The organism is Sphingomonas sp. AC411 (genome assembly GCF_979253035.1).
The window spans coordinates 1,207,543-1,234,220 of the sequence record NZ_CEEDAQ010000001.1; the positions used below are offsets into that span (position 1 = coordinate 1,207,543).

14 protein-coding genes, 1 tRNA gene and 10 pseudogenes are annotated in these 26,678 nt (G+C 67.2%); 5 read left to right on the forward strand and 20 right to left on the reverse strand.

From position 1 onward, the window contains the following. Positions 1 to 3: 3 nt before the first annotated feature. The 4 genes and pseudogenes from AC0IX7_RS06220 to lepA all read right to left on the reverse strand — a co-directional run bounded on the left by AC0IX7_RS06220 (position 4) and on the right by lepA (position 4,930). Positions 4 to 2,286 (reverse strand): annotated as a pseudogene (locus AC0IX7_RS06220) (TonB-dependent receptor). Positions 2,287 to 2,499: 213 nt separating this feature from the next. Then, the gene (locus tag AC0IX7_RS06225; protein ID WP_471810875.1) at positions 2,500 to 2,661 is read right to left on the reverse strand and encodes a type II toxin-antitoxin system RelE/ParE family toxin; all 162 of its coding nucleotides are present in this window, start codon (positions 2,659 to 2,661) and stop codon (positions 2,500 to 2,502) included. 106 nt (positions 2,662 to 2,767) lie between these two features. After that, a complete protein-coding gene (gene relB, locus AC0IX7_RS06230) occupies positions 2,768 to 2,956 on the reverse strand; it encodes a type II toxin-antitoxin system RelB family antitoxin (protein WP_471810876.1) in 189 nt (62 codons plus the stop codon). A 154-nt stretch (positions 2,957 to 3,110) separates the two neighbouring features. Next, a pseudogene (lepA, locus tag AC0IX7_RS06235) lies at positions 3,111 to 4,930 on the reverse strand (translation elongation factor 4). A gap of 108 nt (positions 4,931 to 5,038) precedes the next feature. On the opposite strand from lepA, the gene AC0IX7_RS06240 reads away from it, so the two are divergent. After that, positions 5,039 to 5,115, forward strand: a tRNA-Pro gene (locus AC0IX7_RS06240). A gap of 99 nt (positions 5,116 to 5,214) precedes the next feature. After that, a pseudogene (locus AC0IX7_RS06245) lies at positions 5,215 to 6,508 on the forward strand (N-succinylarginine dihydrolase). Between the two features lie 36 nt (positions 6,509 to 6,544). Here the strand turns inward: AC0IX7_RS06245 and AC0IX7_RS06250 are convergent. Continuing rightward, a pseudogene (locus tag AC0IX7_RS06250) lies at positions 6,545 to 7,551 on the reverse strand (sugar kinase). Between the two features lie 615 nt (positions 7,552 to 8,166). On the opposite strand from AC0IX7_RS06250, the pseudogene AC0IX7_RS06255 reads away from it, so the two are divergent. Next, a pseudogene (locus tag AC0IX7_RS06255) lies at positions 8,167 to 8,809 on the forward strand (glutathione S-transferase). Positions 8,810 to 8,843: 34 nt separating this feature from the next. On the opposite strand, the gene AC0IX7_RS06260 reads toward AC0IX7_RS06255, so the two are convergent. From AC0IX7_RS06260 to AC0IX7_RS06275, 4 genes are all read right to left on the reverse strand, one after another. Beyond that, positions 8,844 to 11,255 carry a TonB-dependent receptor gene (locus AC0IX7_RS06260; protein ID WP_471810877.1) on the reverse strand — a complete coding sequence of 804 codons (2,412 nt, stop codon included), beginning with the start codon at positions 11,253 to 11,255 and terminating at the stop codon, positions 8,844 to 8,846. 145 nt (positions 11,256 to 11,400) lie between these two features. Beyond that, a complete protein-coding gene (locus tag AC0IX7_RS06265) occupies positions 11,401 to 11,649 on the reverse strand; it encodes a M3 family metallopeptidase (RefSeq protein WP_471813764.1) in 249 nt (82 codons plus the stop codon). Continuing rightward, complete coding sequence (locus AC0IX7_RS06270; protein ID WP_471813766.1) at positions 11,550 to 12,731, reverse strand: M3 family metallopeptidase; 1,182 nt, start codon at positions 12,729 to 12,731, stop codon at positions 11,550 to 11,552. Before AC0IX7_RS06270 ends, AC0IX7_RS06265 begins: the two co-directional genes overlap by 100 nt. Beyond that, positions 12,671 to 13,534, reverse strand: a complete 864-nt coding sequence (locus AC0IX7_RS06275; protein ID WP_471810878.1) for a hypothetical protein — start codon at positions 13,532 to 13,534, stop codon at positions 12,671 to 12,673. The genes AC0IX7_RS06270 and AC0IX7_RS06275 overlap by 61 nt, the downstream gene beginning before the upstream one ends. A 144-nt stretch (positions 13,535 to 13,678) precedes the next feature. Here AC0IX7_RS06275 and AC0IX7_RS06280 point away from each other — a divergent pair, with 144 nt between their 5' ends. After that, positions 13,679 to 13,948 (forward strand): DUF1488 family protein, encoded by a 270-nt coding sequence (locus AC0IX7_RS06280; protein ID WP_128452689.1) that lies wholly within the window; start codon positions 13,679 to 13,681, stop codon positions 13,946 to 13,948. Positions 13,949 to 14,318: 370 nt separating this feature from the next. On the opposite strand, the pseudogene cobF reads toward AC0IX7_RS06280, so the two are convergent. The 6 genes and pseudogenes from cobF to cbiE all read right to left on the reverse strand — a co-directional run bounded on the left by cobF (position 14,319) and on the right by cbiE (position 19,465). Next, positions 14,319 to 15,085, reverse strand: a pseudogene (gene cobF, locus AC0IX7_RS06285) (precorrin-6A synthase (deacetylating)). Continuing rightward, positions 15,082 to 15,801, reverse strand: a complete 720-nt coding sequence (gene cobA / locus AC0IX7_RS06290) for a uroporphyrinogen-III C-methyltransferase (protein WP_471810879.1) — start codon at positions 15,799 to 15,801, stop codon at positions 15,082 to 15,084. Before cobA ends, cobF begins: the two are co-directional and overlap by 4 nt. Further along, positions 15,798 to 17,104 (reverse strand): annotated as a pseudogene (locus tag AC0IX7_RS06295) (cobyrinate a,c-diamide synthase). The gene cobA and the pseudogene AC0IX7_RS06295 overlap by 4 nt, the downstream one beginning before the upstream one ends. Further along, entirely contained in the window at positions 17,101 to 17,886 is a 786-nt protein-coding gene (gene cobM / locus AC0IX7_RS06300; RefSeq protein ID WP_471810880.1) for a precorrin-4 C(11)-methyltransferase, read from the reverse strand. Before cobM ends, AC0IX7_RS06295 begins: the two are co-directional and overlap by 4 nt. Then, positions 17,883 to 18,260 (reverse strand): cobalamin biosynthesis protein, encoded by a 378-nt coding sequence (locus tag AC0IX7_RS06305; RefSeq protein ID WP_471810881.1) that lies wholly within the window; start codon positions 18,258 to 18,260, stop codon positions 17,883 to 17,885. The genes cobM and AC0IX7_RS06305 overlap by 4 nt, the downstream gene beginning before the upstream one ends. Continuing rightward, a pseudogene (gene cbiE, locus AC0IX7_RS06310) lies at positions 18,257 to 19,465 on the reverse strand (precorrin-6y C5,15-methyltransferase (decarboxylating) subunit CbiE). The gene AC0IX7_RS06305 and the pseudogene cbiE overlap by 4 nt, the downstream one beginning before the upstream one ends. Here cbiE and AC0IX7_RS06315 point away from each other — a divergent pair. Beyond that, on the forward strand, positions 19,455 to 20,204 hold the full coding sequence (locus AC0IX7_RS06315; protein WP_471810882.1) for a cobalt-precorrin-6A reductase: 750 nt from the start codon (positions 19,455 to 19,457) through the stop codon (positions 20,202 to 20,204). The pseudogene cbiE and the gene AC0IX7_RS06315 overlap by 11 nt on opposite strands. On the opposite strand, the gene cobJ is transcribed toward AC0IX7_RS06315, so the two are convergent. The 5 genes and pseudogenes from cobJ to cobN form a co-directional block, all read right to left on the reverse strand. After that, positions 20,180 to 20,929, reverse strand: a complete 750-nt coding sequence (gene cobJ, locus AC0IX7_RS06320; RefSeq protein ID WP_471810883.1) for a precorrin-3B C(17)-methyltransferase — start codon at positions 20,927 to 20,929, stop codon at positions 20,180 to 20,182. The two genes, AC0IX7_RS06315 and cobJ, sit on opposite strands and share 25 nt — an antisense overlap. Next, positions 20,926 to 21,662, reverse strand: a pseudogene (cobI, locus tag AC0IX7_RS06325) (precorrin-2 C(20)-methyltransferase). Before cobI ends, cobJ begins: the two are co-directional and overlap by 4 nt. Beyond that, complete coding sequence (locus AC0IX7_RS06330) at positions 21,659 to 22,288, reverse strand: precorrin-8X methylmutase (protein WP_471810884.1); 630 nt, start codon at positions 22,286 to 22,288, stop codon at positions 21,659 to 21,661. Before AC0IX7_RS06330 ends, cobI begins: the two are co-directional and overlap by 4 nt. Before the next feature lie 115 nt (positions 22,289 to 22,403). Continuing rightward, positions 22,404 to 23,432: a cobalamin biosynthesis protein CobG gene (locus AC0IX7_RS06335; RefSeq protein ID WP_471810885.1), complete on the reverse strand. Its 1,029-nt coding sequence runs from the start codon at positions 23,430 to 23,432 to the stop codon at positions 22,404 to 22,406. Then, a pseudogene (gene cobN, locus AC0IX7_RS06340) lies at positions 23,429 to 26,673 on the reverse strand (cobaltochelatase subunit CobN). The gene AC0IX7_RS06335 and the pseudogene cobN overlap by 4 nt, the downstream one beginning before the upstream one ends. Positions 26,674 to 26,678 lie beyond the last annotated feature (5 nt).

Genomic DNA, 26,678 nt, shown 5'->3' on the forward strand with positions numbered 1-26,678 from the left:
CGCTCAGCGGAACTTGCCGCTGAGCGATACGCCGATGATCCGCGGTTCGTTGAACACCGCCGCCATGTAGTTCTCGATCACACCCTTGAGGTTCTTCTCACCCGTGATGTTGCGCGCGAATACCGCGAATTCATACGCATCGTCCGGCGCGGCGTAACCGATCTTCAGACCACCCTCGAAGTTGCCGTTCGCGGTGAACTCCTTGGTCTTGTACAGCACGAACTGCGTATAGCCCTGGATGTTGAAGTCGCCCGCAATGAACGCGCGACCGCCATTGCCGAGCGGCTGGTCGTACCGCGCGGTGAAGTCGACGTTATACTCTGGCGCGTTCGGCAGCGGGTTGCCGTCGATCTGCGCGAACGTGTTGGCGCCCACCTTGATCGTCGGATCCTCGACCGTGCAGACCACGACGCCGTTCAGGATGCAGACCTGCGCGTAGACGTTCTTGTCGCGGATCTTGCTGTGCAACAGGCTCAGCCCCGCACCCAGCGTCAGGTTCGGCACCGGCTTCCAGTTCGCCTCGGCCTCCATGCCGTACGCATCCGCCTTGTCGGCATTGAACAGCACGCCATTGCCGTTCACGTCGTCTGCCGTTGAGCTGGATGTCCTTGACGCGGTAGGCGAAGACCGTCGCGTTCAGGCTCAGCGTGTTATCCAGCAGGCGGCTCTTGACGCCACCCTCCCACGACAGGATCGTTTCCGACTTGGCGGTCGTGAAGTCCGAATTGAACACCGCCGACCGGCCCTGGATCGTCGGCCCGCGGAAGCCTTCGGCAAGCGCGCGTGTAGAAGCTGACGTCGGGGCTCGCCTGGTACAACAGGCTCGCGTCCCAGCTCGGCTTGGTCGCCTTCAGCGTCACGTCGGTGCGGCCGCGATACGTGACGACGCCTGCCGCCGTGTCCGCGGTCTTGAGAAGCTGCGTACGCTTCTTGTCCTCGGTGATGCGACCGCCGACGGTCAACGTCAGCTTGTCGACCAGCTCATAGCCGACCTGCCCGAAGCCGGCCCAGGACGTGTTGACGTTGTGCAGCCGGACCCAGTTGTTGGGGTTGCGTGCGCGCGGTCGTCAGGAAATAGCCGCGCTGGTAGAAGTCGGTGATGTCGCGCGTGTCGAAATACAGGCCGCCGACCTGCCAGTTGAAACGACCGCCGGGGGTGCCTGCAAGCCGGACTTCCTGCGACCATTGATCGAGATCGCGGATCTGGCCCTGCGACTGGCCGAAGCCGTTTGGCTGACCGCCGACCGGGAAGTTCGCGGCCGCACCGCCATCGGTATCGCCGCGGCTGAAGCCCGAGGTCGTCTCGTACGCGGTGATCGAGGTCAGCGCGGCCGGACCGAAGTCGTAGGTCGCACGGACCGAGCCGCCATAGGTGTTGTAGCTCTGCGGGTTGTCGTTCGCTTCGTCGTACGAGACGACGTTGCGCGGCTCGGCCGACACGTCGTTCGAACCCTTCTTCAGCGCACCGCGGTGGAACAGCGTCGAGGTGCCATCATACCAGCGCGCATGGCCCGACAGGTCGAGCGTGAAGCGCTCGCCGGGGGTCAGCGCCAGTTGCACGCGGACGTTGCGGTCGTCGAAGCCGCCCATCGCGTCCTTGCGCGGCGTCGCGGTGTTGTCGGCGCTGACGCCCGCGAACCGGTTGTCGACGTAATTCTCACGGTGCTGAATCAGCGTCGAGAGGCGGATCGACAACAGGTCCTTGATCAGCGGGCCACCGACGCCGGCGTCCAGGTTGACGCTGTTATACGAGCCGACCGATGCGGACGCGCGGCTCTCGAAATCGTTGCTCGGCTTGATCGTGTCGAACTTGATGATGCCCGCGGTGGTGTTGCGCCCGAACAGCGAGCCTTGCGGGCCGCGCAGCACTTCGACCTGGCGGACGTCATAGACCGGGTTCGACTTCAGCACGACATGCTCGAGGATCACGTCGTCCTGGATGATCGTGACCGGCTGCGAGGCGCCGAGGTAGAAATCGATGTTGCCGAGCCCGCGGATGTAGAAGCGCGGGAAGATGCGGCCGGTGGTCGATTCGACGTACAGGCCGGGCACCCGGCCCGACAGCGCGAGCAACGTGTCGTCGCCGCCCGAGGTGTAGGTGCGCAGCGCATCGCCCGACGCGACGCCGACCGACAGCGGCACCTTCTGGAGGTTTTCCGAACGACGCTCGGCGGTGACGACGATGTCGCCGAGGCCTTCCTCTGGTGCAGCCTGCTCCTGAACGGGCGCGGTCTGCGCAAATGCAGCCGAGCCACCCACGACAGAACCAAACGCGACGCCAAGCATCAGCGCCGACTTAACGACCGAAATCTTCAAAGTTTTTATTCCCCAATCGTGCGCCGGCGTCCCTGACGACCGGCCGCACATCCCAATATGCAACGCCGCTACGCGCCATCGACCGCCCTCCCCGGACGGCCCGACGACGCCTCGCGACGCTCACTCCCCGAGCCGGCGGTTAGTCGGGGATTGTGTTGGTATGATGACAGTTGGTGATGGAGATTACGGGTAATCCCGACGCGCATGCACGACGTTGACGATCTCGACCGTGTCCAAGACGAGGCGATAGATCAGCAGATAGTTGGGATGAATGACAGCTTCGCGGGTGCCGTCGGCCCTGCCCGGTCGGTACAGGAACGGATGATCGACGAGACGGGTGCGCATGCCTCGATCGATGTCGAAAGGCGCAGTGCTGCGCTCATATTTCGTTCGGCGATGTAACCCAGAATTGTGGAGGCATCCTCAATCGCTTCAGGGCGCCAGATCAGCTTCAGCGATCTCCGCCTGATCGATCGGCAGAGTCCAAAACCAACCTCATCGCGGCAACGGCATCATCGTGCTGGATCGACGGACGGGGGTCGGCCAACGACCGCGCAACCTTTTCGCGTAGCCAATGATCATAGGCTTCCGCTGAGATCGAGGACTCGGACTCCGAGGGTTTGGGTGCGATTTGCGGCATTAGGCGAGCTTAGGCCTGTTACTGCCGAAAGCAATGTAGCCGCGCCGCGGCAAAGCCGCGTCGTCGAACGACACGACCGAGGACGAGCTCGGCCGGTCGCCGTCCGGCTTGGCGCTTTCCTCGGCTAAGCGGCTACGCGCTTAGCCTTGAGCGCCTACGCGTCGTCGCCCATCCGCAGCGCTGCGATAAACGCCTCCTGCGGGATGCTGACCGAGCCGTATTCGCGCATCTTCAGCTTGCCCTTCTTCTGCTTTTCCAGAAGCTTCTTCTTCCGGCTTGCGTCGCCGCCGTAACATTTCGCGGTCACGTCCTTGCGCATCGCACTGATCGTCTCGCGCGCGATCACCTTGCCGCCGATCGCCGCCTGGATCGGGATCTTGAACAGATGACGCGGGATCAGTTCCTTGAGCCGCTCGACCATCCCGCGGCCGCGCACTTCGGCGGTGCCGCGGTGGACGATCATGCTCAGTGCGTCGACCGGCTCCTCGTTGACGAGGATGCCCATCTTGACGAGGTCGCCCTCGCGGTAGCCGATCTGGTGATAATCGAAGCTCGCATATCCCTTCGACATCGATTTGAGACGATCGTAGAAGTCGAACACGACTTCGTTGAGCGGCAGTTCGTACGTCGCCTGAGCGCGGCCGCCGACATAGGTGAGGTTCTTCTGGATGCCGCGGCGGTCCTGGCAGAGCTTGAGGACGCTACCGAGATACTCGTCGGGGACGTAGATCGTCGCCTCAATCCACGGCTCGCTGATCGTCGCGATCTTGTTCGGCTCGGGCATGTCGGCGGGGTTGTGCAGCTCGATATGCGTCGTGCCGGACGGATCGGGGTGGGTCAGCTCGATCTCGTATACGACGGAAGGCGCGGTGGTGATCAGGTCCAGATCATATTCGCGCGTCAGCCGCTCCTGGATGATCTCCAGATGCAGCAGCCCGAGGAACCCGCAGCGGAAGCCGAAGCCGAGGGCCGCCGACGTCTCCATCTCGAACGAGAAGCTCGCATCGTTCAGCCGCAGCTTCGAGATGCTCTCGCGCAGCTTCTCGAACTCGGCGGCATCGACCGGGAACATCCCGCAGAACACGACCGGCTGGACTTCCTTGAAGCCCGCCAGCGCTTCCAGCGCAGGCCGCTTGGCGTCGGTGATCGTGTCGCCGACGCGGGTCTGCGCGACCTCTTTGATCTGTGCGGTGATGAAGCCCATCTCGCCCGTGCCGAGCTCGGTCAGCTGCTCGATCTTCGGCCGGAAACAGCCGACCCGGTCGACCAGATGCATCGTGCCGGTCTGCATGAACTTGATCTGCTGGCCCTTCTTCAGGACGCCGTCGATCACGCGCACGAGGATGACGACGCCGAGATACGGGTCGTACCAGCTGTCGACCAGCATCGCCTTCAGCGGCGCCTCCGGGTCGCCGCTGGGGGCGGGATCTTGGTGACGATCGCCTCGAGGATCTCGACGATCCCAATTCCGGACTTGGCCGACGCGAGCACCGCCTCGGACGCGTCGATGCCGATCACGTCCTCGATTTCCTTGCGGACCTTCTCGGGCTCGGCGGCGGGCAGATCGATCTTGTTGATGACCGGCACGATCTCGTGGTCGTGCTCGATCGACTGGTAGACGTTGGCGAGCGTCTGCGCCTCGACGCCCTGCGCCGCATCGACCACCAGCAGCGCCCCTTCGCACGCGGCGAGGCTGCGGCTGACTTCGTAGGCGAAGTCGACATGGCCCGGCGTGTCCATCAGGTTGAGGACGTAATCGAGGCCGTCCTTCGCGTGATACGCGAGGCGCACGGTCTGCGCCTTGATCGTGATCCCGCGTTCCTTCTCGATGTCCATGTTGTCGAGCACCTGCTCGGACATTTCGCGCGCGGTGAGGCCGCCAGTTTCCTGGATCAGCCGGTCGGCGAGCGTCGACTTGCCATGGTCGATATGGGCGATGATGGAGAAATTGCGGATGCGGTCGAGCGGAGTCATGCCGCGCTCCTAGCAGTGCCGCCCCGCCCGCGATAGATCGCGGACGCAGCAGATATTTGTCTTGCCGGGACTCGCAGTCGCGGCTAGGGCGCTCACCGGCAATGTTGTCGGGGCGTGGCGCAGTCTGGTAGCGCACTGGTCTCGGGGTCCAGGGGTCGTAGGTTCGAATCCTATCGCCCCGACCATTGCCGATTTTCCTGGGCGGATGCCCTATCCCCGATATCGAACGTCATGCGCGCCGTTTTACACGGCGTGACGGCGGCTGGTCATCAGGGATAGGAGCGATTCTGGTGATCGAGGTCAATTTCGACGGGATTATCGGGCCTACGCACAATTATGCGGGCCTTCGATCGGCAATCTCGCCTCGGCGAACAACGCCGGCAACGTTTCCGCACCGCGCCTCGCCGCACTCCAGGGCATCGCTAAGATGCGCCGTGCGATGGCGCTCGGGCTGCGCCAAGGCGTTTTTCTCCCGCATGTCCGCCCCAATATCGACTGGCTCAGGACGCTGGGGTTCGTCGGTGCCGATGCCGAAGTCCTCGCCTCGGCATGGGCCGCGGACCGCGCGCTCGTCGCCAACGCGATGTCCGCCTCGGCGATGTGGACCGCGAACGCCGGCACCGTGTCGCCGGGCAGCGATACCGCGGACGGCCTGTGCCACATCTCGGTCGCGAACCTGTCGACGATGCCGCACCGCGCCAGCGAAGCCGCGCAGACCGAACGCCAGCTCCGCCTCGCCTTCGCCGATCCGCGCTTCTTCCGGGTACATCCTCCTGTTCCGGCGGCCTTCGGCGACGAGGGGCGGCGAACTTCATGCGCCTCGCCTCGCCCGCCGGGCACGGCGCGGTCGAGATGTTCGTCTATGGCGAGGGCAATGCAGGCGGCTTCCCCTCGCGCCAGCGCCGCGCCGCCAGCGGAGCCGTCGCGCGTCGCCACGGTCTCGATCCAGCGCGCACGCTCATGGTGCGCCAGAGCGACGCCGCGATCGCCGCCGGCGCGTTCCACAACGACGTGGTCGCGGTCGCCAACGGCCATGTCCTGTTCGCGCACGAGCACGCCTTCGCCGATCCCGCCGCACTCCGCTCGGCGTTGCGCACGCTGCTGCCCGACGCCCTCGTGATCGAAGTCCCCGCGGACCGCGTCAGCCTGGACACCGCGATCTGCACATACCTGTTCAATTCGCAGCTGGTGACGCTACCGGACGGAGACATGGCCCTTATCCTGCCCGCCGAAGCCCGCGACAATGATGCGGTCTGGACGTGGCTCGGCGACCTCGTCGCGAGCGGCGGTCCGATCCGGCGGCTGGAGGTCGTCGACGTCCGCGAATCGATGCGCAACGGTGGTGGCCCCGCGTGCCTGAGACTGCGGGTGCAAGTCGGCCCCGAGGCGCTCGCCGCGATCGATCCCCGCTTCCTGCTCGACGAGGCAGCCTGCGCGCGGATCGAGGCGGTGATCGCGCGCGCATGGCCCGAGGCGATCGCGCCCGACGATCTCGGCGATCCGCGGCTGTGGGAGCGTTGCACCGCAGCGCGCGCGGCGCTGGTCGCGGCGCTGGGTTTCAGTCCGGGCGAAATCTGACTCGAACGGATACGTAGCCCGCTTCGCGTTCGGCCGTCAGCGGCGGACGTCGAGCCCGCCTGCCAGATACGCATCGATATCGGCTTGGCGGAACAGGCTCGCATCGCCGGGCAGCGAGTGCTTGAGGGCGGCGAGCGCGAGGCCGATGCGCGCGACGTCGCCGAGGTCCTCGCCCGAGCGCAGCCCGTGGAGCACGCCCGCCGCGAACGCGTCACCGCCGCCGATCCGGTCGACGATCCCGGCGAGCACGACCTCGTCGGTCTGGACATGCGTCGCGCGCGTATCGATCCGCGCGGACAGGCGGTGGAGATCGACATGCTCGACGTGCCGCGCGGTCGAGGCGATCGTCTGCAACCGCGGAAACGCCGCGAACGCCGCCTCGGCCGCCTCGCGCCGCCGATCCTCCGCATCCCCGAAAAGTCGCGGCCGAGCAGCAGCGCGATGTCGCGGTGGTTGCCGAACATCAGATCGGCGTGCGCGACAATTTGTGTGAGAATCGCCTGTGGATCCGAATCCCACCGCTCCCACAATTTGCCGCGCCAGTTGCCGTCGAACGACACAGGGATACCGCGGTCCGTGGCGGCGCGGACGGCAGCGAGCGCGCTATCCGCCGGGACCGGACCGAGCGCTGGCGTGATGCCCGAGAGATGGAAGCGGTCGACGCCGGCGAGCAGCGTATCCCAGTCCCACGCGTCGACCGCCGCCTCGGCGAACGACGACCAGGCGCGGTCGTAGATGACTTCCGTCGCACGCAAACCGGCGCCCGACGTGACGAAGTACAGTCCCATCCGTTCCCCGCCGAGCGAGGTCGCTGCCATGTCGACGCCGTGTCCCCGCAATGTCGTGATCGCCGCGCGACCGAGATCATTGTCAGGCACCATCGTTGCCATGCCGACGTCGTGACCGAGCCGGGCAAGCTGCGTGACGACGTTCGCCTCGGCGCCGGCGACCCACACGTCGAGCCTCGGCGTCTGCAACAGCAACTCGCGCCCCGGTGGCGACAGCCGCAGCATGATTTCGCCGAACGCCAGAAACTTAGCCATATCGTCCCTTCATCTGATCCTCCCCGGCATGGGGAAAGGGGCCGCCCAGGGCGGGGATTGAGGGGCGTGCCACGACGGATACGCTTGCGAAAGCCCCTCTATCGTCCGCCCAAGGCCGCGACCTTCCGTGCCCATGACGATTTTGCGGTGTCAGCCGCCATCGCCGCCCCAATGATACAACCATGGACGTAGTTCGTCGCTGCGTATGACTGAAAGGGCGCTGATGCGCGGGGCGGGGGTCATCTGAAGTGGATCTGCGTAAATTCGCGGGGGCGCGATGCGGGAAAAGCGCCCCGCTTGTCCGTGTGACTGAAACCGGCGGGGCGCTAAAGGTACGCGTTACTGTGGCGATGCCCTGCGGCCGCTCTGCACTGTCCAAGGTAAATTTGGTGTTAACGAGGCACCCCGCCCGTCCGTGCGACACTCGTATCCGGGCGGGGCGCCGAGGATGCTGCAACTGTCGAGCCGCGCATCGCTGATGACAAGCTAGCAGGTGATCGCCCTGAGAAAAGCACCACCCATCACGCCAGCGGCTCGGTTGGTCCGATATTGGCCGGTAGTTCGATATTCCCGAGCGAGGCGACCCGAACGCGGCGTTTCGCTATAGGCGGGTGCATGGCGCCTATCCTCTACAGCTTCCGTCGCTGCCCCTATGCGATGCGGGCGCGGCTTGCGATCGTGGCGAACGGCCGCTCGGTCGAACTGCGCGAGATCGTCCTGCGCGCCAAGCCGGCGGCGATGCTCCAGGTTTCGCCCAAGGGGACGGTGCCGGTGCTGGTGATGCCGGACGGCTCGGTGATCGACGAGAGCCTCGATATCATGCGCTGGGCCGGAGCGGACACGGACGACGGGTGGCCGACCGACGCCGACGCGGCGCTGATCGCGACCAATGACGGCGCCTTCAAACACCATCTCGACCGGTACAAATATGCCGATCGCCACGGCGTCGATCCGGTCGAGCACCGGACGCCGCGACGGTCCTGCTGCGCGCGCTGGAAGAGCGGTTGCGAGATACCGGCAGTCTGGGGAGCATCCGCGCGCCGGTCGGCAGTCGATGACCGATCTCGCGATCATGCCGTTCGTCCGACAGTTTGCGCAAACCGACCGCCCCTATTTCGACGGACTGCCGTTCGAGCGGCTTCACGCCTGGCTGGCGAGGCACCTGGCATCCGCGCTGTTTGCCCGGATCATGATACGCCCGGTGCCCTGGCAGCCGGACGATCCCCCGATCCTGTTTCCGGCGACCGACACGGAGTAAGGACCACGGTCAACCCGCGGCCCCCCTGCCCTCCTCAGAACCCTACGCTGATCGTCCCGAACACCTGGCGAGGTGCCAACGGGAACTGGTTGAAGGTGCCGCTCGCCGCGCCGATGCTAAGCGTCGAGGCGGCGCGCTTGTTGGTGATGTTGGTGAGGTTGAGGCTGACCGTCGCGGTCTTGACGATCTCCCCTTCCGACAGCGGCACGCGCGCGGCGATGCGGCCCGACAGAGTGAAGTAGGCCGGTACCGACAGGTCGTTGGTATAGGTTGCGAACCGCTTGCCGATATAGTCGCCGACCAGCTGTGCGTCGAAGATCCCGCAATTGGCCGAGGCGACGAACTTGTTGAGCCAGTCGGGGCTGCCCGGTACCTTCTTGCCGGCGGTCGCGACCGTGGACGTCCCGCTGATGTAATCCTCCTCGTAGCGCGAGTTGTTGTACGACAGCGCGTCGTAGAACGAGAAGTGCGGGCCGAACCGGACCGTGCCGGCGACGTCGAACCCGTCGGTCTTCACCGCGCCGACATTCTGGAGGATCGCCGCGCCGCTGACGACCGCGGTGACCACCGGCGTCGGGCTGATGCCGAGCAGGCGGTTGCTGAAATCGACGTGATAGACGCTGATCTGCCCCTCGAACCCGGTGATCGGGCCGAGGTTCACCGCATGGTGCGAGCGCAGTCCGGCTTCGTAGGTCCAGCTCGTCTCGGGCTCCACGTCCTGTTTGAACAGGTCGAACGCCGCCTGGCTGCCGAGCGCGAACGGCGACAGGCCGGCAGCGGCGCTGGTCTGGAACTGGCGGATGTTCTTCTGGACGTTGACGAACAGCTGCTCGGTGTCGGTGGCATCCCACAGCGCACCGAGCTGGGGCAGGAAGTATTTGTGCGTGTCGATCTTGCCGACCGGCAGCGCGACCGACCCGGTGAACGAGCCCGGGATCGGCTGCACGGGCACGCGCTGCGACGCGTTCTGGAACGTGCTCTTGACGCCGCCCTGGATCGTCAGCGTCGGCAGCAGCTTCCAGCTGTCCTGGATATGCGCCTGGTATTCGTCGACGCGCACTTCGCTGTGATACTGCGTGATCAGCGGGGTCAGATTGTCGTTCGGGCGCTGGTAGGGCGTGGTCGGGTTGTTGACCGGGAACGGATACCAGCGACGATAGGCGGACGAGCTCTGATGCTCGTACCAGGCGCCGAATTCGATGTGATGCGCGCCGAGATCGATGCCGACGCTCGAGACCAAGCCGCCGCGATCGATCCGGTATTCGGTGGTGCGCGTGGCGAGGCCTGAGCCGCCGAACACCTGCGTCAGGTTCTGACCGGGATAATAGAACGAGAACAGCTTGGGGAGGCCGGCGACGTCGATCGGGCCGCCAATGACGCCGACGCCGTCGTTATGGTGGTAATAGGCCTGGTTCGAGAAGGTGACCGTGTCGCTGACGTTCCAGTCGTATTTGACGTAGCCGAGATAATCGGTGCGCGCCGCGACGCCGTAGTAGTTGCGGTAGTTCGACCCGTCCGCCTTGTAGGCGCCGGAGTTCAGATAGGTCAGCATCTCGTTGAAATTGGGGTAGACCAACGGGCGGACGTACGGCGCGGTCGCTTGCGTCGCGGTTGTGATGACGGTCGAATCCTCGTTCGGCTCGGTCTTGTCCGAATAGGCCGCGTAGAGCGTCAGCTTGCCGTTCGAGTCATCGTGGACGAACTTGGCATTGGCCTGATAGCCGCCCTGGATTCCGTTGAAATCCCACGCCTTCGCCTTCTGGCGCGAGCCCGAGATGTAGAAGCTGTTGCCGTTGCCGAATGTGCCGCTGTCGATCCGCGCGAACAGGCGCGAGGTCGAGTTGCTGCCGAGCGTCTGGTCGACCTGGACGCCGAGATACTTGCGCGGATCGCTCGAGAAGGTGTCGATCGTGCCACCGAGGTTGCTGGTTGACGCGGTGCCGAGATCGCCGGCGCCACTGGCCAGCGTGACCCGCGAGACGTTTTCCGAGATGATCGCACGTTGCGGCGACAGGCCGTTGTAGTTGCCGTAATTCTGGTCGCCGAGCGGCAGACCGTCGAGCGTGTAGCCGAGCTGTTGCGCGTTGAAGCCATGGACGAACAGCGAGATGTTCTGTTCGTTATTGCCCCAGGGATCGGCGGTCAGGAAGGTGACGCCCGGCAGCGTCTGGAGCGCCTTCAGCGGGCTGACGCCGGGCAGAATCTTCTGCATGTCGACGCCGCTGATCTGCGCGACCGAGCGCGTGGCGGTGCCGGTGACGACGATTGCATCGTCCTGACCGGCGGGTGCCGTTGCCGGATCGGGTTCGGATACCGGCGCAGGCGAGCCGGGCTCGGCATCCTTAGCTAGCAGCGACTGCGCCGTCGCAGCGACTGGTGCGCCGACCGCGACCAGGCCGACCGCGCCGCACAACAGCCGTGCGGCGGTACGAGAAAACATCGTCATTCTTGAAAACCCCTAGCGAGATCGTTCGATCGTCACTCCCGGGGCTGCGCCTATTACGCCTGCGAGACAGTCGGATGACCGTTGCGCTACAGAATTAATATGGTGCGGTGCAGCGACCGAAAGGGCCGCCGCACCGCCGCCAGCGCTACTTCGCGGTCGCCGTCAGGCCGCGATCTTCGAGCATCGGACCGATGTCGGGGTCCTTGCCGTAGAACGCCTTGAACATCGGCGCATAGTCTTGGGTATGGCCCTTCGACAGGATCATGTCGCGGAAGCGCTGGCCGTTCGCGCGCGTCAGGCCGCCATGCGCCATGAACCACGCATAGGCATCGTTATCGAGCATCTGCGTCCACAGATACGCATAGTATCCCGCGGCATAGCCGCCCGCCCAGATGTGCGCAAAATAGCTGGTGCGATAGCGCGGCGGACGTCCTTCGTGTCGAGCCCCATCGAGTTGAGCGACTTGGTCTCGAACGCGTCGACATCCTGCGGCCCCGCCGAGGCCGGCAGCGAATGCCAGTCCTGATCGAGCGTCGCCGCCGCGACCAGTTCGCCCAGTTCATAGCCCTGGTTGAACTTCGCCGCGTTCTTGATCTTCGTGACGAGCGCCTGCGGCATCACCGAACCGGTGCGGTAATCCTTGGCATAGTTCGCGAAAACCTTCGGATCGAGCGCCCAATGCTCGTTGAACTGCGAGGGGAACTCGACCCAGTCGCGCGCGGTGTTGGTGCCCGAGACCAGCGGATAGGTCTGGTTCGCGAACAGCCCGTGCAGCGCATGGCCGAACTCGTGGAACATCGTCGTCACGTCGTCGAACGTGATCAGCGCGGGCTGGCCCGGCGCGGGCTTGGTGAAGTTGGCGACATTGTAGACGACCGGCTTGGTCTTCAGCAGCTTCGACTGGCCGACGAAGTTCGACATCCATGCGCCGCCCGCCTTGTTGTCGCGCTTCCAGTAATCGAAATACATCAGGCCGAGCTCGGAGCCGTCCTTGTCGAACACCGTGAACACGCGGATGTCCGGCTGGTAGGTCGGGATGTCGCGGCGTTCCTTGAAGGTGACGCCGTAGAGCTGGTTGGCGGCGAAGAATACGCCGTCGGTCAACACGCGACTGATCTCGAAATACGGCTTCAGCTCGTTCTGGTCGAGGTTGTACTTGGCTTTCCGCACCTTGTCCGAATAGAAATCCCAGTCGGACGGTGCGAGCGGGAACGAGGCGCCGGTCGCGTTTATCGTCTTCTGCAACTCGGCGGCTTCGCGACGCTGTTCGGCCGCCGTCGCGGGGACAAGCTGCGTCATGAAGCCCTTTGCCGCTGCCGGGGTTTTCGCCATCTGGTCGTATAGCGAATAAGCGGCATAGTTGGGATAGCCGAGCAACTGCGCCTTCTGCGCGCGCAACTGCGCGATCTTCTGGATCAGCGCGCGCGTATCGTTGGCGTCGCCGCGCTGCGACCGGTTCCAGCTCTTCTCGAACAGCGCCGCGCGGGTTGCGCGATCTGAGAGCGAGGCGAGCGCGGGCTGCTGCGTCGTGTTCTGGAGCGACAGGACGTATTTGCCGGGCATCCCCGCTCCTTCGCGCCTTGCGCCGCCGCGGCGATCTCGGCGTCGCTGAGACCGGCGAGCTTGGCCTTGTCGTCGACCACCAGCGCGCCTGCCTTGGTCCCGGCGAGCAGCTTCTGCTGGAAGTCGGTGGTCGCGGTCGAGATCTGCGTGTTGAGCAACCGCAGCTTGGCCTTGTCGGCATCGTTCAACTGCGCGCCGGCGTGGAGGAAATCACTGTGGTAGATTTCCAGCACCTGCTTCTGTTCGGCGTCGAGACCGAGCGAATCCTTCTTCGCGTACAGCGCCTGGACGCGCGCGAAGAGCTTCGGGTCGAGGTAGATCGCGTCGCTGTGCTGGGCGAGCTTTGGTGCCTCGATGCTGCGGACCTTGTCGAGCGCATCGTTGGTGTTCGCCTGCGACACGCCGAAGAACGCCTGGCTGGCGCGGTCGAGCGTCCTGCCGGAGCGCTCCATCGCCTCGATCGTGTTGGCGAAGGTCGGTGCCGCGGGGTTGTTCGCGATCGCCTTCATCTCGGCGATCTGTTCCGCCATGCCCTGTTCCAGCGCGGGCTGGTAATCGGCGTCGGTGATCTGGTCGAAACGCGGCGCCTGGAACGGCAGCGTGCTGGGGACGGTCAGCGGATTGACGCGGCCGGTATTCGGCGCCGCCTGCGCGGTGTTGGAGGTTGCGAGGACGAAGAGGAACGCGGCGGAACGAAGCAGGCTGGAACGCGGCATGGGAGACTCACAATGACAGGAGTGATGTCCCTATAAATGCCCTCGCCGGTCCCTCGTGACAATCCATGTGCAAACCGCCGGGTTGAGCGCTTGCGCTGCCGCGCGTGCGCAGGCAGTAGGCGGTCAAACCCCAGGAGTTCGAACATGGCAAATACCCTTGAAATCGATCAGGCGAGCGTCGTCGACAACGACATCCAGAAGCAGATCGAATTTTCCGGCGAGTTCGACGGCGACGAGTATGAGTTCGCGGTCAAGTACGCGGTTCTGAAGGAACTCAGCGGCGACGAGCCCGAGGACGACGGCATCGAGCTGTTCAATCGCTTCAACGACGATATCGTCGACGCCTGCCTCGCAGCGATCGAGCGCAAGCCGAACGCGACGACGATCGTCGTCGACGAAGACGATCTGGAATAGTCTGGAATACGCAGAACCGGGAGAGCGACGGAAGGGCCTTTGCCATCCGTCGCTCTCCCTGCGCACTGGTCGTTGGAACGGCAGGTGGACCGACCTGCAGAGTTCAGTCGCCGGTCACGAACCGTCTGATACGGGTCGAGTAGCGGCTGCCTACGAGTAAGGTCACGCCGAACAGCATTGACGCCCCCATATCGCCGCGATGGCGATAATGACGAATTTCACCATGGTCGGACTCCGACGTTGTTTCAATAATTCGGTTTCGATGGCTGGCGATTACGACCGCCAAGACGGATATCTGCTGAACGGGATAGCAATCCGAGGTTCAGGTTAACCTGAGTTTCCCGGTCGCACCTGCGTGATAGCGTCGCGCTCAGGTCGCTTTTGTCGCCGGGCGGCGGCGCAGGACGTAGATGTCCATGATCCAACCGTGCCGGTCGCGCAGCGCAGCGCGCGTCCGCACGATCTGCGGCCCGATGCGGTCGAGCGGACCCGCCAGCAGCGCTTGATGCGGCATGCCGAGATAGGCGCCCCACCAGATGTCGATCCCTTCCGGAACCAGGGCTTCGAACGCGCCGCCGCCATCGAGCATCACCGCGACGGTATCGGCGCCGGTCGGCCACCCCCTTCCCTCAGGCGGCGCCCGGTGGTGATCAGGACCGGCGCGCCCAGCGTATTCAGGGGGATCGCATGCGCCGCGGTCAGCACTTGCAGGCTGGTGATACCGGGCTCGACATGAACCCGTAGCGCGATCCCGTCGGCGCGCAGCCGGTCCGCGATGCGCAGCGTGCTGTCGTACAGCGACGGATCGCCCCAGACGAGTAGCGCGAGACGCCCGCCGTCGGGCAGATGGGTTGCGATCTGAGTGGCCCAGGCTGCGGCGATCGCGTCGTGCCAGTCGTCGACGGCTTCCAGATACGGCGCGCGGGCGTCGCGTTTGGGGAGGTCGAACTCGACCACGCGGGTCGAGCCGGTCAGGACGTCGGCGCAGATCGTGCGGCGCAGATCGAGAAGGTCGGACTTCGCGTCGCCCTTGCGGGGGAGCAGGATCAGGTCGGCGGCGTTCATCGCGGTGATGGCGGCGCGCGTGAGGTGGTCGGGGTTGCCGGTGCCGATGCCGATCAGGTGGAGGTCGATCATTCGGCGTCCATGAGCGGTCCGTAGAGGATCAGCGCGGGCTTGCTGGAAAAGCCTGCCTGCAACTGCGCGGCCAGTTCTGCGATCGTCGAGCGGGTCAGGGACTGGTCGGGGTGGCCGATATTCTCGGCGATCAGCGCGGGCGTGTCCGGGGACAGGCCGTGCTCGATCAGCGAGGCGGCCAGCGCCGGGAAGGTGCGCTTGGGCATGAAGACCACCGTCGTCGCCTCGGGATCGGCCAAAGCGGCCATGTTGCGCTGTTCGGGGAGGTCGCCGGTGACGTCGTGGCCGGTGACGAACTGGACGCGGCGGGCGCTGAGCCGGCGGGTGAGCGGGATCTGCGCGGCAGCGGCGGCGGCGCTGGCGGCGCTGATGCCGGGGATGATCTCGAACGGGATGCCGGCGGTCCTCAACGCGACGATCTCTTCCTCGAGGCGGCCGAACATTCCTGCGTCGCCGGACTTGAGGCGGACCACGCGGATGCCGGTGCGGGCATACTCGACCAGCAGTTGCGAGACGTGCGCCTGGGTCGGCGACGGGCGACCGGCGCGCTTGCCGACCGCGACGAGATCGGCGCCCGGGCGGGCGTGGCCGAGGACCGCGGAGGACAGGTCGTCGAACAGCACGGCATCGGCGGATTGCAACCGCGCGACGGCTTTCAGCGTCAGCAGTTCGGGATCGCCGGGGCCCGAGCCCACGAACGAGACGAAACCAGTCATGATGGGCGCGCGATCATGTGGAAGAAGCTACCGGTGACGTGGCCGCGATGCGAGCCGGTTTCGGGGACCGGACTGCCCTCGGCATCGGTGACGTGCGCGAGCGGCGCATCCGGCTGGTCGATGATCGTCGAGTAATGGAACTCGTGGCCGGTGAGCGCGGCGCCCGCCGCGAAGCCGCCCATCGGCGCGTGGAGCGTCGCATTGCGGTAGCCAAGGTGCATTTTCCGCTGGGCGTAGCTGGTGACGAGGCCGAGCAGTCCGGCCATCCGGTGACGCGTGCCGTCGGCGTCGATCAGCCCTTCACCGAGTGCCATATAGCCGCCGCACTCGCCGTGGACGGGACGCGTGCGTGCATGCTCGGCAAGAGATGTATGGAAGTTGCGCGCTTCCGCGAGCTTGCCCGCGTGGAGTTCGGGATAGCCGCCGGGCAGCCAGACCAGATCGGCGTGCGCGGCCGGGGCTTCGTCGGCGAGGGGCGAGAACGGCAGGATCTCGGCGCCCGCGCGCCGCCAGCCTTCGAGCACGTGCGCGTAGGTGAACGAGAAGGCTGCGTCCTGGGCGAGCGCGATGCGCTGGGCGGGGGCCGGATCCAGCTTTGCGTGCCTGCCGCCCGGGCGCCGGCTGAAGCGGCGTTGCGGAGTGCGGGAATGTCGACGTGCGCGCGGAGGAACGTCGCATAGTCGTCGATGCGGGCGTCGAGGTCCGGGTGCTCGGCGGCCTGCACCAGCCCGAGGTGGCGCTCGGGCAGTTTCAGGTCGCCGCGCCTTGGCAGCGATCCGAACACGCGGATGCCGACCGCGTCCATGCCGCTGCGCGCCAGACGTTCGTGGCGGGGGCTGGCGACGCGGTTGAGGATGACGCCGGCGATCGGGACGCTGGCATCGTAGCGGCTGAAGCCGAGCGCGGTGGCGGCGGCGGACTGTGCCTGGCCCGACACGTCGATCACGAGCACGACCGGCCAGCCCATCCTGCGGGCGATGTCGGCACTGGCGCCATTGCCGGTTGCGCCCGGCTTCGCGACCCCGTCGAAGAGCCCCATCGAGCCTTCCGCGAGCGCAAAGTCCGCGTCTTCAGCATTGGCCGCGAGCGTGTCGAGCATCGCGGCGGGCATCGACCAACTGTCGAGGTTGAACGACGCGCGGCCGCTGGCGGCGCGGTGGAAGGCGGGGTCGATATAGTCGGGGCCGCTCTTGAACGGCTGGACCGCGAGGCCGTCGTCGCGGAGCGCGCGAAGGAGGCCGAGCATGACGGTGGTCTTGCCGGTGCCCGAGGCGGGCGCGGCGATGAGCAGGCCGGGGGTCATGCGAGGTCTCCGGCGAACTTCGAGTCCGCGGATTGGGGACGGAAGCGGCGATCATAGCCCGTTGCGTAGAGGCTGCTTTCGACGAAATTCTCCGCGGCCAGCGCTTTGCCGACGAGGATCAGCGCGGTGCGATCGGGTTTGCCTTCGATAGCCTGCGCGATCGTCGCGAGCGTGGCGCGCTCGATCTGCTGGTCGGGCCAGCTCGCGCGCCAGACGATCGCCACCGGGCATTCCGGGCCGTAGGACGGCGTGAGGTCCGCGACGACCTGCGCCAGATTGTGGACCGAGAGATGGATCGCGAGCGTCGCGCCGGTTGCCGCGAACGCGGTCAGGGTCTCGGCGGCGGGCATCGTGCTTGCTCGACCGGGCGTGCGGGTCAGCACCACCGACTGCACGAGTTCGGGCAGCGTCAATTCGACCTCCAGCGCGGCGGCGGCGGCGGCGAAGGCGGGTACGCCAGGCGTGATCGTGAACAGGATATCGAGCGCGCGAAGGCGGCGGAGTTGCTCGCCCATCGCCGACCAGATCGACAGGTCGCCGGAATGGAGCCGCGCGACGTCCTGCCCGGCGTCGTGTGCGGTCTGGATCTCGGCGATGATCTGGTCGAGCGACAGCGGCGCGGTGTTGACGATGCGCGCGCCGGGAGGACAGTGATCGAGCATCGCCGTCGGGATTAGCGATCCGGCATAGAGGCAGACGGGCGAACCGGCGATCCGGTCGCGGCCGCGCAAGGTCAGCAGGTCCGGCGCGCCGGGGCCTGCGCCGATGAAGTGGACGGTCATGCAGCGGGTCCTTCGACACCCGATCGGGCAATGGCGCAGGTGGCCATCCGGTCGGGCGAGATATGGCGGGTGGCGAGAAGGTGCGCGCCGGGTCCGGCGGCCGCGAGGGCCGAGGCTTCGGCGACGCTGCCGGTTTGGCGGGCTTCGAGGCTGGCGATCGACTGCGTGTGCGTTTTCGGCACCTGCAACGCGTTGGGTGGTACGGCGATCACGGGTAGACCCAGCGCCTCCGCCAGTTCCGAAACGAGCGTCAGCTTGTCGAGGGGTGCCGCCAGAGCCTTCACGGGCGCGCATCCGTGCTGCGCCGCGGCGAGCGCGGTACGTAGCGCAGCAACGTCAGCGCCGGTACGAAATCCGAAGCCGGCGACGATCACGACACGACGCTCCACTGGACCACGGGATAGCTCGCCCGCCAACCCCGGCGCGTGCCGAGCGGAGCGGCGTCGGACAGTTCGATCCGCATGAGCGTGCCGCCCTTCGCTGCGTGCCAGCCGGCCAAGAGCGCTTCGGACTCCAGCGTGACGGCGTTGGCGACGAGGCGGGTGCCGGCCGGAAGCGCCTTCCAGAGTGCGTCCAGCATCGCGTTCGAAAGCCCCCGCCGATGAAGACGGCGTTGGGTATGGCCTGGTCTGCGAGGGCATCGGGTGCGCGGCCTTCGACGACTTGCAGCCGGTCGACCCCGAGGGCGGCGGCGTTGTTGCGGATGCGGTCGGCGCGGACGGGGTCGGCTTCGAATGCGATGGCGTTGGTGGATGGATGGGAGAGCAGCCATTCGATCCCGATCGAGCCCGAGCCTGCGCCGATATCCCACAGCGTCTCACCGGGTTTCGGCGCGAGCGCGGACAGCGTCAGTGCGCGGACCGGGCGCTTGGTGATCTGGCCATCATGCTCGAACCACGCGTCGGGCAGGCCGGAGGTGCGCGGTAGCACCGTGCCGTCGCCGGCAAACGCGATGCCGATCGCGACGGGATGAACGATGTCGTCAAACGTCAGCGTGGCGGCGGTCGCTTCGCGGATGCGTTCGCGGGGGCCGCCAAGGGCCTCAAGGACGTGGAGATGCGATGCGCCGAAGCCGAGATCGTCCAGATAGCAAGCGAGTTTCGCCAAGGCCTCGCCGTCGCGGAGCAGGACCAGCGCGCGGCGGTCTGGTGCGATGTGCCTGCGAAGGCGTGACAGGGGCGCGGCGTGGAGACCGATACAGGCGGTATCCTCGAGCGGCCAACCGAGAGCGCGCGGCGGCAAGGCTGAACGTGGAAGGCGCGAGGTAAGCGACCCACTCGGTCGGTGCGAGGTGGCGCGTTACGGAGGTGCCTGCGCCGAACCAGAACGGATCGCCGGACACGAGCATCGCCACTCGCCGGCCGCGGTGTTCCAGCAGGCGGGGAATGCCCGCGTCGAACGGGACTGGCCAGGGCATGACCTCGCTCTTAAGGTCCGGAAGGAGGGCGAGGTGACGGGCTGCGCCGGTCACCAGGTCGGCCTCGGCGAGTGCTGCCTTTGCCGCTACGGACAGGCCGGCCGCGCCGTCTTCGCCCAATCCGATGATCGCCAGCCAGGGAGTGTCAGCCATGTCGAACATCCTGGTGCTGGGCGGCACGACCGAGGCCAGTGCGCTGGCTGCGATGCTGGCCGAGCGAGGCGATGCGGCCGTGTTGAGCTACGCAGGGCGCGTGGCGAACCCCAAGGTGCAGCCGATCCCGGTGCGGGTGGGCGGCTTTGGCGGCGTCGAGGGGCTGGTCGCGTATCTGCGAGCGCAAGGCGTGACGCATCTGGTCGATGCGACGCATCCGTTCGCGGCGCGAATGAGCGCGAATGCCGTCGTGGCGGCAGCGCATGCGGGGGTGGCGCACATCGCCTTGACGCGCCCCGCCTGGGTGCCCGGTCCGGGTGATAGCTGGACCCGCGTGAGCGATATCGAGGGTGCGGTCGCGGCGTTGGCTGGCCCCGCGCGGCGCGTGATGCTCGCGCTGGGGCGGATGCACGTCGATGCGTTCGCGGTGCAGCCTCAGCACGAGTATCTGTTGCGGTTCGTCGACGCGCCAGAGCAGACGCCCGGGTTGCCGCGGCATCATCTGATGGTCGATCGCGGGCCGTTCGACGTCGACGGCGATCGGCGGTTGATGGCGGCGCACGGGATCGAGCTTGTGGTCTGCAAGAACGCTGGCGGCACGGGCGCGCAGGCGAAGCTGGGCGCGGCGCGTACGCTCGGGCTGCGCGTGATCATGATCGATCGGCCGGCCCTGCCCGCTCGGTTGGAGGTGCATGCGGCGGAGGACGTGCTGCGCTGGATCGATCATGGTGCCGACCGGGGCGTGTAGAGAATCGGGCCAGCCGGGCGGTCGATGATCCGGGTCAGGCTGGAGCCGATGATGATCATCGTCCGCATGTCGGCCATCTCGGCTCGGGCTTCGGTGAGGGGCAAGATGCGGAGGGTTTCCTCGGGCGTGGAGACGGCGCGGGCGAACAGCACCGGGCGATCGTCGCGGCAGGTCTCGCGGAGGATCTCGAAGACGCGGATCAGGGCGTCGGGGCGCGCCTTCGATCGGGGGTTGTAGAAGGCGATCGCGAAATCGGCTTCGGCCGCGAGGCGCACGCGGCGTTCGATCAGCGGCCAGGGCTTGAGATTGTCCGAGAGGTTGATCGCGCAGAAATCATGGCCGAGCAGGGCGCCGGCGCGGGCGCTCGCGGCGAGCATCGCGGTGATGCCGGGAAGTACGCGGATGTCGAGATCGCGCCATTCCTGCGGGCCGGCTTCGAGCGCTTCGAACACCGCGGCGGCCATCGCGAACACGCCGGGATCGCCCGAGGACACGACCACCACCCGCTGGCCTTGGGCCGCGAGCTGGAGGGCGTGCGTGGCCCGGTCCAGTTCGACGCGGTTGTCGGTCGGGTGGAGCGTAAGGCCGTCGCGGGGGGCGACGCGCGCGACATAGGGGATGTAGCCGATGACGTCGGTCGCTTCGGCGAGCGCGGCGGTGACTTCGGGCGTCACGAGGTTTGGATCGCCCGGGCCGAGCCCTGCGATCGCGAGCCAGCCGGTCATGGACGGCGTCCTTGCCCGTGGATCAGCAGGATCGAGAAATAGGGCGTGATGGCGTCCGCCTCGCAGAGCCGCGTGACGCGCTGATCGGCCATCGCGGCGTATTCGACCAGCCATGCCTCGCTCTCGCGTCCGGCGGCGGCGACGGCGCGGCGGAGCTTGGCGAGGTGACGGCCGATCTTCATCACCACCAGCGCATCGGTGTCGCGGATGCGGCGGACCAGATCCTCCTCGGGGAGCGTGCCCATCAGCACCGTGAGCACGTCGTCGCCCCAGGTGATCGGCGCGCCGCTCGCGGTCCAGGCGCCGGACATGCCGGTGATGCCGGGGACGACCCGGACCGGTGCAATCGTCTGGAGGCGCGTGTAGAGATGCATGAACGAGCCGTAGAAGAACGGGTCGCCTTCGCAGAGCACGACGACGTCTTCACCGGCGTTGGCTAGCGCCGCGAGGTGATCGATGCAGGTTTCGTAGAACGCCGACAGGCAGTCGTTGTAGCGCGGGTCCGAGACGGGGATTTCGGTGGTGACGGGGTATTCCATCGGGAATTCGATCACGTCGGCGCGGAGCATGCCGTCGACGATCTTCCGGGCCTGACCGGCGCGGCCGGCCTTGCGGAAATACGCGACGTGGCGCGCGCCGCGGACGAGGCGATCGAGCGGACGCTCATGAGGTCCTGCGCGCCCGGGCCCAAGCCTACGCCGTGGATCGTGCCGCCGGTTCGCGAGGGTGTCATTCGGTGCCGCTCGCCAGCGCGTTGATTGCGGCGACGGTGATCGCGCTGCCGCCCATTCGGCCTTCGACGACGACGCAGGGGACGGGCTGGTCGGTCCAGAGCGCCGCCTTCGATTCGACCGCGCCGACAAAGCCTACGGGGCAGCCGATGATCGCCGCCGGGCGCGGACAAGCGGGGTCTTCGAGCATGTTGAGCAGGTGGAACAGCGCGGTTGGCGCATTGCCGATCGCAACGACTGCGCCGGCGAGATGCGGACGCCAGAGTTCGAGTGCGGCGGCGGATCGCGTGTTGCCCATCGTCCGGGCGAGCTCCGGCGTTTCGGGCGCGTGCAGCGTGCAGACGATGCGGTTGTCGGCGGGCAATCTGGCGCGGGTAATGCCTTCGGTGACCATGCGGGCGTCGCACAGGATCGGCGCGCCGGCCTGCAGCGCGCGGCGTGCTTCGACGGCGAAGTTGGGCGAGAAGCGGAGGTGCTGGGCGAGGCCGACGAGCCCGGCCGCGTGGATCATGCGGACGGCGACCGGCTCTTCGTCGGGCGAGAACCGGGCGAGGTCGGCCTCGGCGCGGATCATCGCGAAGGACTGGCGGTAGATCGCCGCGCCGTCGGTTTCATAGGCGTACGGCATTCAGGCGGCTCCGAACTGAGCGAGGATCTGCGCGGCGTCGAGGCCTGCACGGAGGGTGACGCACCGACACGTGCGTCGAAGGCGAGGTCGTAGCGGCCTTCGCGACCGGTCAGCGTCACGTCGGCGGGGCGGCGCGCGCGCATCCCTTGGCGCATCCGGAGACGTGGAGCCGGCCGGTGACGTGGGGGGCTAGGCGGTGTGCGAGGCTGCGGGTTTCGACGGTAGCTTGCGGACAGGCCGGTGCGCCGACGCAGGCATCCGCGCGAAGAATCGGCGAGGATGGGTCGGTGATGAAGTCGGCTGGGTCCGGCTGCACGCGGAGCTTGGCATCCGTTTCGCAGATCGCGATGTGCCAGGGTGTCAGGCGGATCGCCTCGACGGCGGTTTCGGCTTCGGGGAAGCGGGTCAGTGCCGACGCCGAGACCCGACCGAATGGCAGGCCGAGCGCGATGCCGGAGGGGTGCCTGCCGGGTTGGAGCCTGTACGCCGATGGCGCGGGTGACGTGATGCCGGCAGCCCAGTCCGGAAGGGGCGCGTCGTGTCGTGCCATGCGACCGCTCGCGGTGCCGCCGCTGTCCACGAACCATCGGGCTAATGCGATCAGGTGGTCGACTTCGGTGCCGGGCGACAGCGGGGTGCCGAGTTTGCGGCCGTCGGCACAGAGGAGCAATTGACCGGATGCGGCGCGTTCGATGCGGAAGTCGGCGGGGGCGTCCTGCAGCGTCGGCGTGGCGCCGGCGTCGATCGCGAAGCCGACCTTGCCGGGGAGGTCGGGCAGTTCGGACAGGCGCGCGCGCAGCGCTTCGGCGATGCGGTGGGTGTCGTCGCCTGTGCGCCAGTCGGGTGCGACGAGGATGTTAGCGCGCGCCTCTCGGGTCTGGTCCCGGTCGATCAGGCCGAGATCGAGAAGCGCGTCGATCAGCGGGCGCCAGCTTTCCTCGCGGACGCCGCGGATCTGGAGGTTCGCGCGGGTGGTGGCGTCGATCTGGCCGTTGCCGTGCCGCGTCGTGGCTTCGGCAAGGCCCAGAACCTGCGCGCGGGTCAGGCGACCGAGCTGCGGGCGGACGCGAACGAGCAGGCCGTCGCCGGCCATCATCGGGCGCCACGCGTCGGGGCACCAGCCCTTGACGACGAACCCGGTCATGCCGGCAGGTCCAGCGCTGCGAGGATCGAGTTGCGGCGGGTCGGCCACAGGTCCGCGGCGTGGAGCGCTGCGAACCGCGCCTGCATTGCCGCCAGCGCACCGGGGTTCGCTTCGGCGAGGAAAGCGTGGACGTCGTCGCGGCCGAGCGTGGCGTCGTAATAGAGGTCGATCAGTTCGGGGCGGACCGCACTGGCGAGGTGGGCGAAGGCGCCAAGATGATCGAGCGTGGCGGCGATCTCCGCACCGCCGCGGAAGCCGTGGCGTATCATGCCGTCGACCCAGGCGGGGTTCGCGGCACGGGCGTGGACGACGCGGGCTATTTCCTCCTTGAGCGGGCGGGCCTTGGCCTGGGTCAGGTCTCTCGCGTCGAGATGGTAGAGGGTGGCGTTACCCCCGGCGACCGATTGCGCGGCAGCGAAGCCGGCCTCGTGCGCGGCATAGTCTGCGGCGAGGAGCAGGTCGGTTTCGGGCAAATCCTGGACGTGGACGAAGGCGTCGGCGGCGGCGACACGGTCGCGGATGCCGGTGGGATCGAAGTTGCCTTGGCGCCCTCCCCATCAGTGTCGAGCGCGTGGCTCGACGCCGACAGCCACGCCTGACCCGCGGCGAGGCGCGCTTCCGGCGTGTAGGTTTCGGCGGCGTCGCCCATGCTCAGGCCGTAGCGGCCGGGTTCGGGACCGTAGACACGGGCGGTGGAGGGTTTCCCGACGAACGGGTTCCAGTCTTGCGGTTCGTCGCGTGCGGCGAGCGCGCGAACGGCTTGGCCGAACATCGTGCAAAGCGTCGGGAAGGCGTCGCGGAACAGGCCGGATACGCGCAGGGTGACGTCGATGCGGGGGCGGTCGAAATTGGCGAGCGGCAGGATCTCGACGCCCGTGACGCGGTCGGACTGCATGTCCCACACCGGTTCCGCGCCGAGCAGGTGGAGCGCCATCGCGAACTCCTCGCCGGCTGTCCGCATCGTCGCGGAAGCCCAGAGATCTACCACGAGGTTGCGGGGGTAGTCGCCGTGGTCCTGTAGGTGACGGCGGACGAGTTCATCGGCGAGTTTGACGCCTTGGGTATGCGCGGCGCGCGACGGGACTGCTCGGGGATCGGTGGTGTAGAGATTGCGGCCGGTGGGGAGGACGTCTGCGCGGCCTCGCCAAGGGGAGCCGGAGGGGCCGGACGCGATGCGTTTGCCCTGGAGCGCGGACAGGAGCCCGGCGCGTTCGGCTTCGCCTTGGTCGCCGCGGCCGTAGATATGGAGGCCGTCGCCATATTGGCTTTCCTTCACGTCGCAGACGAAGGTGTCGATGCGGGTGATCGCGTCGGCTTGGGACTGCGCGTCGTCGAGGCCTAGAGTGGCGGCGAGGCCGGTGGCGGTGGCCTCGTCGCGGATGTCGCGTTGCAGGCGGTCGCGGCGGGCTGGATCGAGGCCGTCCGCGTTGGAAAATTCGTCGAGCAGCGCTTCGAGGCGGCCGAGGCCGGCGCCGGTGCGCGTGCGCTCCAGCGGTGGCGGGACGTGGCCGAGCGTGACCGCGCCGATGCGGCGCTTGGCTTGGGCTGCTTCGCCGGGGTCGTTGACGATGAACGGGTAAATGACGGGCATCGCGCCGGTGAGCGCTTCGGGCCAGCAGGCCTCGGACAGCGCGACCGACTTGCCAGGCAGCCATTCGAGCGTGCCGTGCGCGCCGACATGGACCAGCGCGTCGGTGCCGCGCGTGCGGAGCCAGAGGTAGAAGGCGACATAGGCGTGGCAGGGGCAGCGCGAGAGGTCATGATACTCCTCCGCACGTTGCTCGGTTCGGCCGCGTTCGGGCTGGAGGGCGACGAGTGCCCCGCCCTGGTCGATCGCGGTGAAAGCGAAGTCTTCGGTTGGATCGCCCCAGGTTTCCTGAAGGTCCTTTTGCAGAGCTTCGGGGAGGTGCGCGAGGGCTTTGCGGTACTCGGCGAGCGGCCAGTGAATGCGCGAGGTAGCCAGATCGGTTGCGTCGGGCGTGATCGCGTAGCCGGCTTCGGTGAGGTCGGCGAGGATCGCCTGCGTGGAGGCGAGTGCGTCGAGGCCGACGGCGTGCGCCATCTGGTACGTCTTGCCGGGGTAGGTCGAGAGGACGATCGCGATGCGGTGGTCGGCGATGGGTTTGCTGGCGAGGTTCGTCCAGGCTTCGATCCGCGCAGCGATCGCGGTGATGCGCGCGGGGTCGGCGCGGTGTTCGCGGCGGGTGTATTCGAGGTCGCCGTCCCTCGCCGCGGCTTCCTTGAAGCTGGCGACGCCGGCGAAGAGGCGGCCGTCCACTTCGGGAAGGACCACGTGCATGGCGAGGTCGGCAGGCGACAGGCCGCGGGTGGCGCCGGCCCAGGCGGCGCGGTCGGAGGTGGCCAGCGCGACCTGGAAGACGGGGACATCGGCGGCGTCGAGTGGGGTCGTCTCACTCGCGCCGCGTGCGGAGAAGGCGGTGGCGTTGACGATCGCGGCGGGCTTCAAAGCTCGGACCCAGTGGCCCATCCAGCCGGCCGCATCCGGTGCCTTGAGCGAGGGCGCGAAGAGGCCGATGACGTCGAAGCCTCGCGCCGTCAGTTCGGCGTGGAGCGCTTCGATCGGGTGGAGGTCTGCGGCGGTCAGGTAGGAGCGGTAGAACACGATCAGCACGCGAGGGCGGTGCGCGTTGATCGCGAACGCGGCCGGGCACGTCGCGCCGTCGTGCGGTTGCCAGCCGCCTACATCGGCGATCGCACGGACTCCGGTGACCGGGCCGGCATAGCAACCGGCGGCTAGCGCGAACTGCGCGAGTGCCGCCTGCGCCGCAACCGCGCCGCCGGTGTCGCAGAGATGAGCCAGGCGGCGGAGCGTCGACAGCGGGATCGTCGAGGCGGCGTCGAGGCGCGTGTCGACGCGGCCGTCTGCGGCAAGGACGGCGAGCGCGATGTTGTTCCCCCGCGCGAGGTTTTCGACCTGTTGCAGGCCGTAGCTCCAGTAGGAGCGGCCGCCGATCAGCCGGATCAGGATGCCCTTGGCGCCGGCCAGCGTCTGCTCGACATAGGTGTCGACCGAGAGCGGGTGCTGTAGTGCGCTCAGGTTCGCGAGGCGTAGCGACGGCAATCGGCTTCCGACGGCGTCCGCACGTCTCCAGCCCGCGGCGAATGCGCCGAGGTCACCGTCGGAGAAGGAGAGAACGACGATATCCGCGGGGGATTGGGAGAGGTCCTGCGGGACCGCGCTTTCCTCCAGCCCGTGGGTCTCGCGGAAGACGACGTGCATCGGGG

Excerpts from the sequence above, each read along its gene's own strand:
- AC0IX7_RS06335 (WP_471810885.1), bottom strand. The coding sequence starts at position 23,432 with ATGACCGGGTTCGTCGTCAAGGGCTGGTGCCCCGACGCGTGGCGCCCG.
- AC0IX7_RS06330 (WP_471810884.1), bottom strand. The coding sequence starts at position 22,288 with ATGCCGTACGCCTATGAAACCGACGGCGCGGCGATCTACCGCCAGTCC.
- AC0IX7_RS06225 (WP_471810875.1), bottom strand. The coding sequence starts at position 2,661 with ATGCGCACCCGTCTCGTCGATCATCCGTTCCTGTACCGACCGGGCAGG.
- AC0IX7_RS06275 (WP_471810878.1), bottom strand. The coding sequence starts at position 13,534 with ATGCCGCGTTCCAGCCTGCTTCGTTCCGCCGCGTTCCTCTTCGTCCTC.
- cobM (WP_471810880.1), bottom strand. The coding sequence starts at position 17,886 with ATGACCGTCCACTTCATCGGCGCAGGCCCCGGCGCGCCGGACCTGCTG.
- AC0IX7_RS06260 (WP_471810877.1), bottom strand. The coding sequence starts at position 11,255 with ATGACGATGTTTTCTCGTACCGCCGCACGGCTGTTGTGCGGCGCGGTC.
- relB (WP_471810876.1), bottom strand. The coding sequence starts at position 2,956 with ATGCCGCAAATCGCACCCAAACCCTCGGAGTCCGAGTCCTCGATCTCA.
- cobJ (WP_471810883.1), bottom strand. The coding sequence starts at position 20,929 with ATGACCGGCTGGCTCGCGATCGCAGGGCTCGGCCCGGGCGATCCAAAC.
- AC0IX7_RS06315 (WP_471810882.1), top strand. The coding sequence starts at position 19,455 with ATGTCGAACATCCTGGTGCTGGGCGGCACGACCGAGGCCAGTGCGCTG.
- AC0IX7_RS06280 (WP_128452689.1), top strand. The coding sequence starts at position 13,679 with ATGGCAAATACCCTTGAAATCGATCAGGCGAGCGTCGTCGACAACGAC.
- cobA (WP_471810879.1), bottom strand. The coding sequence starts at position 15,801 with ATGACTGGTTTCGTCTCGTTCGTGGGCTCGGGCCCCGGCGATCCCGAA.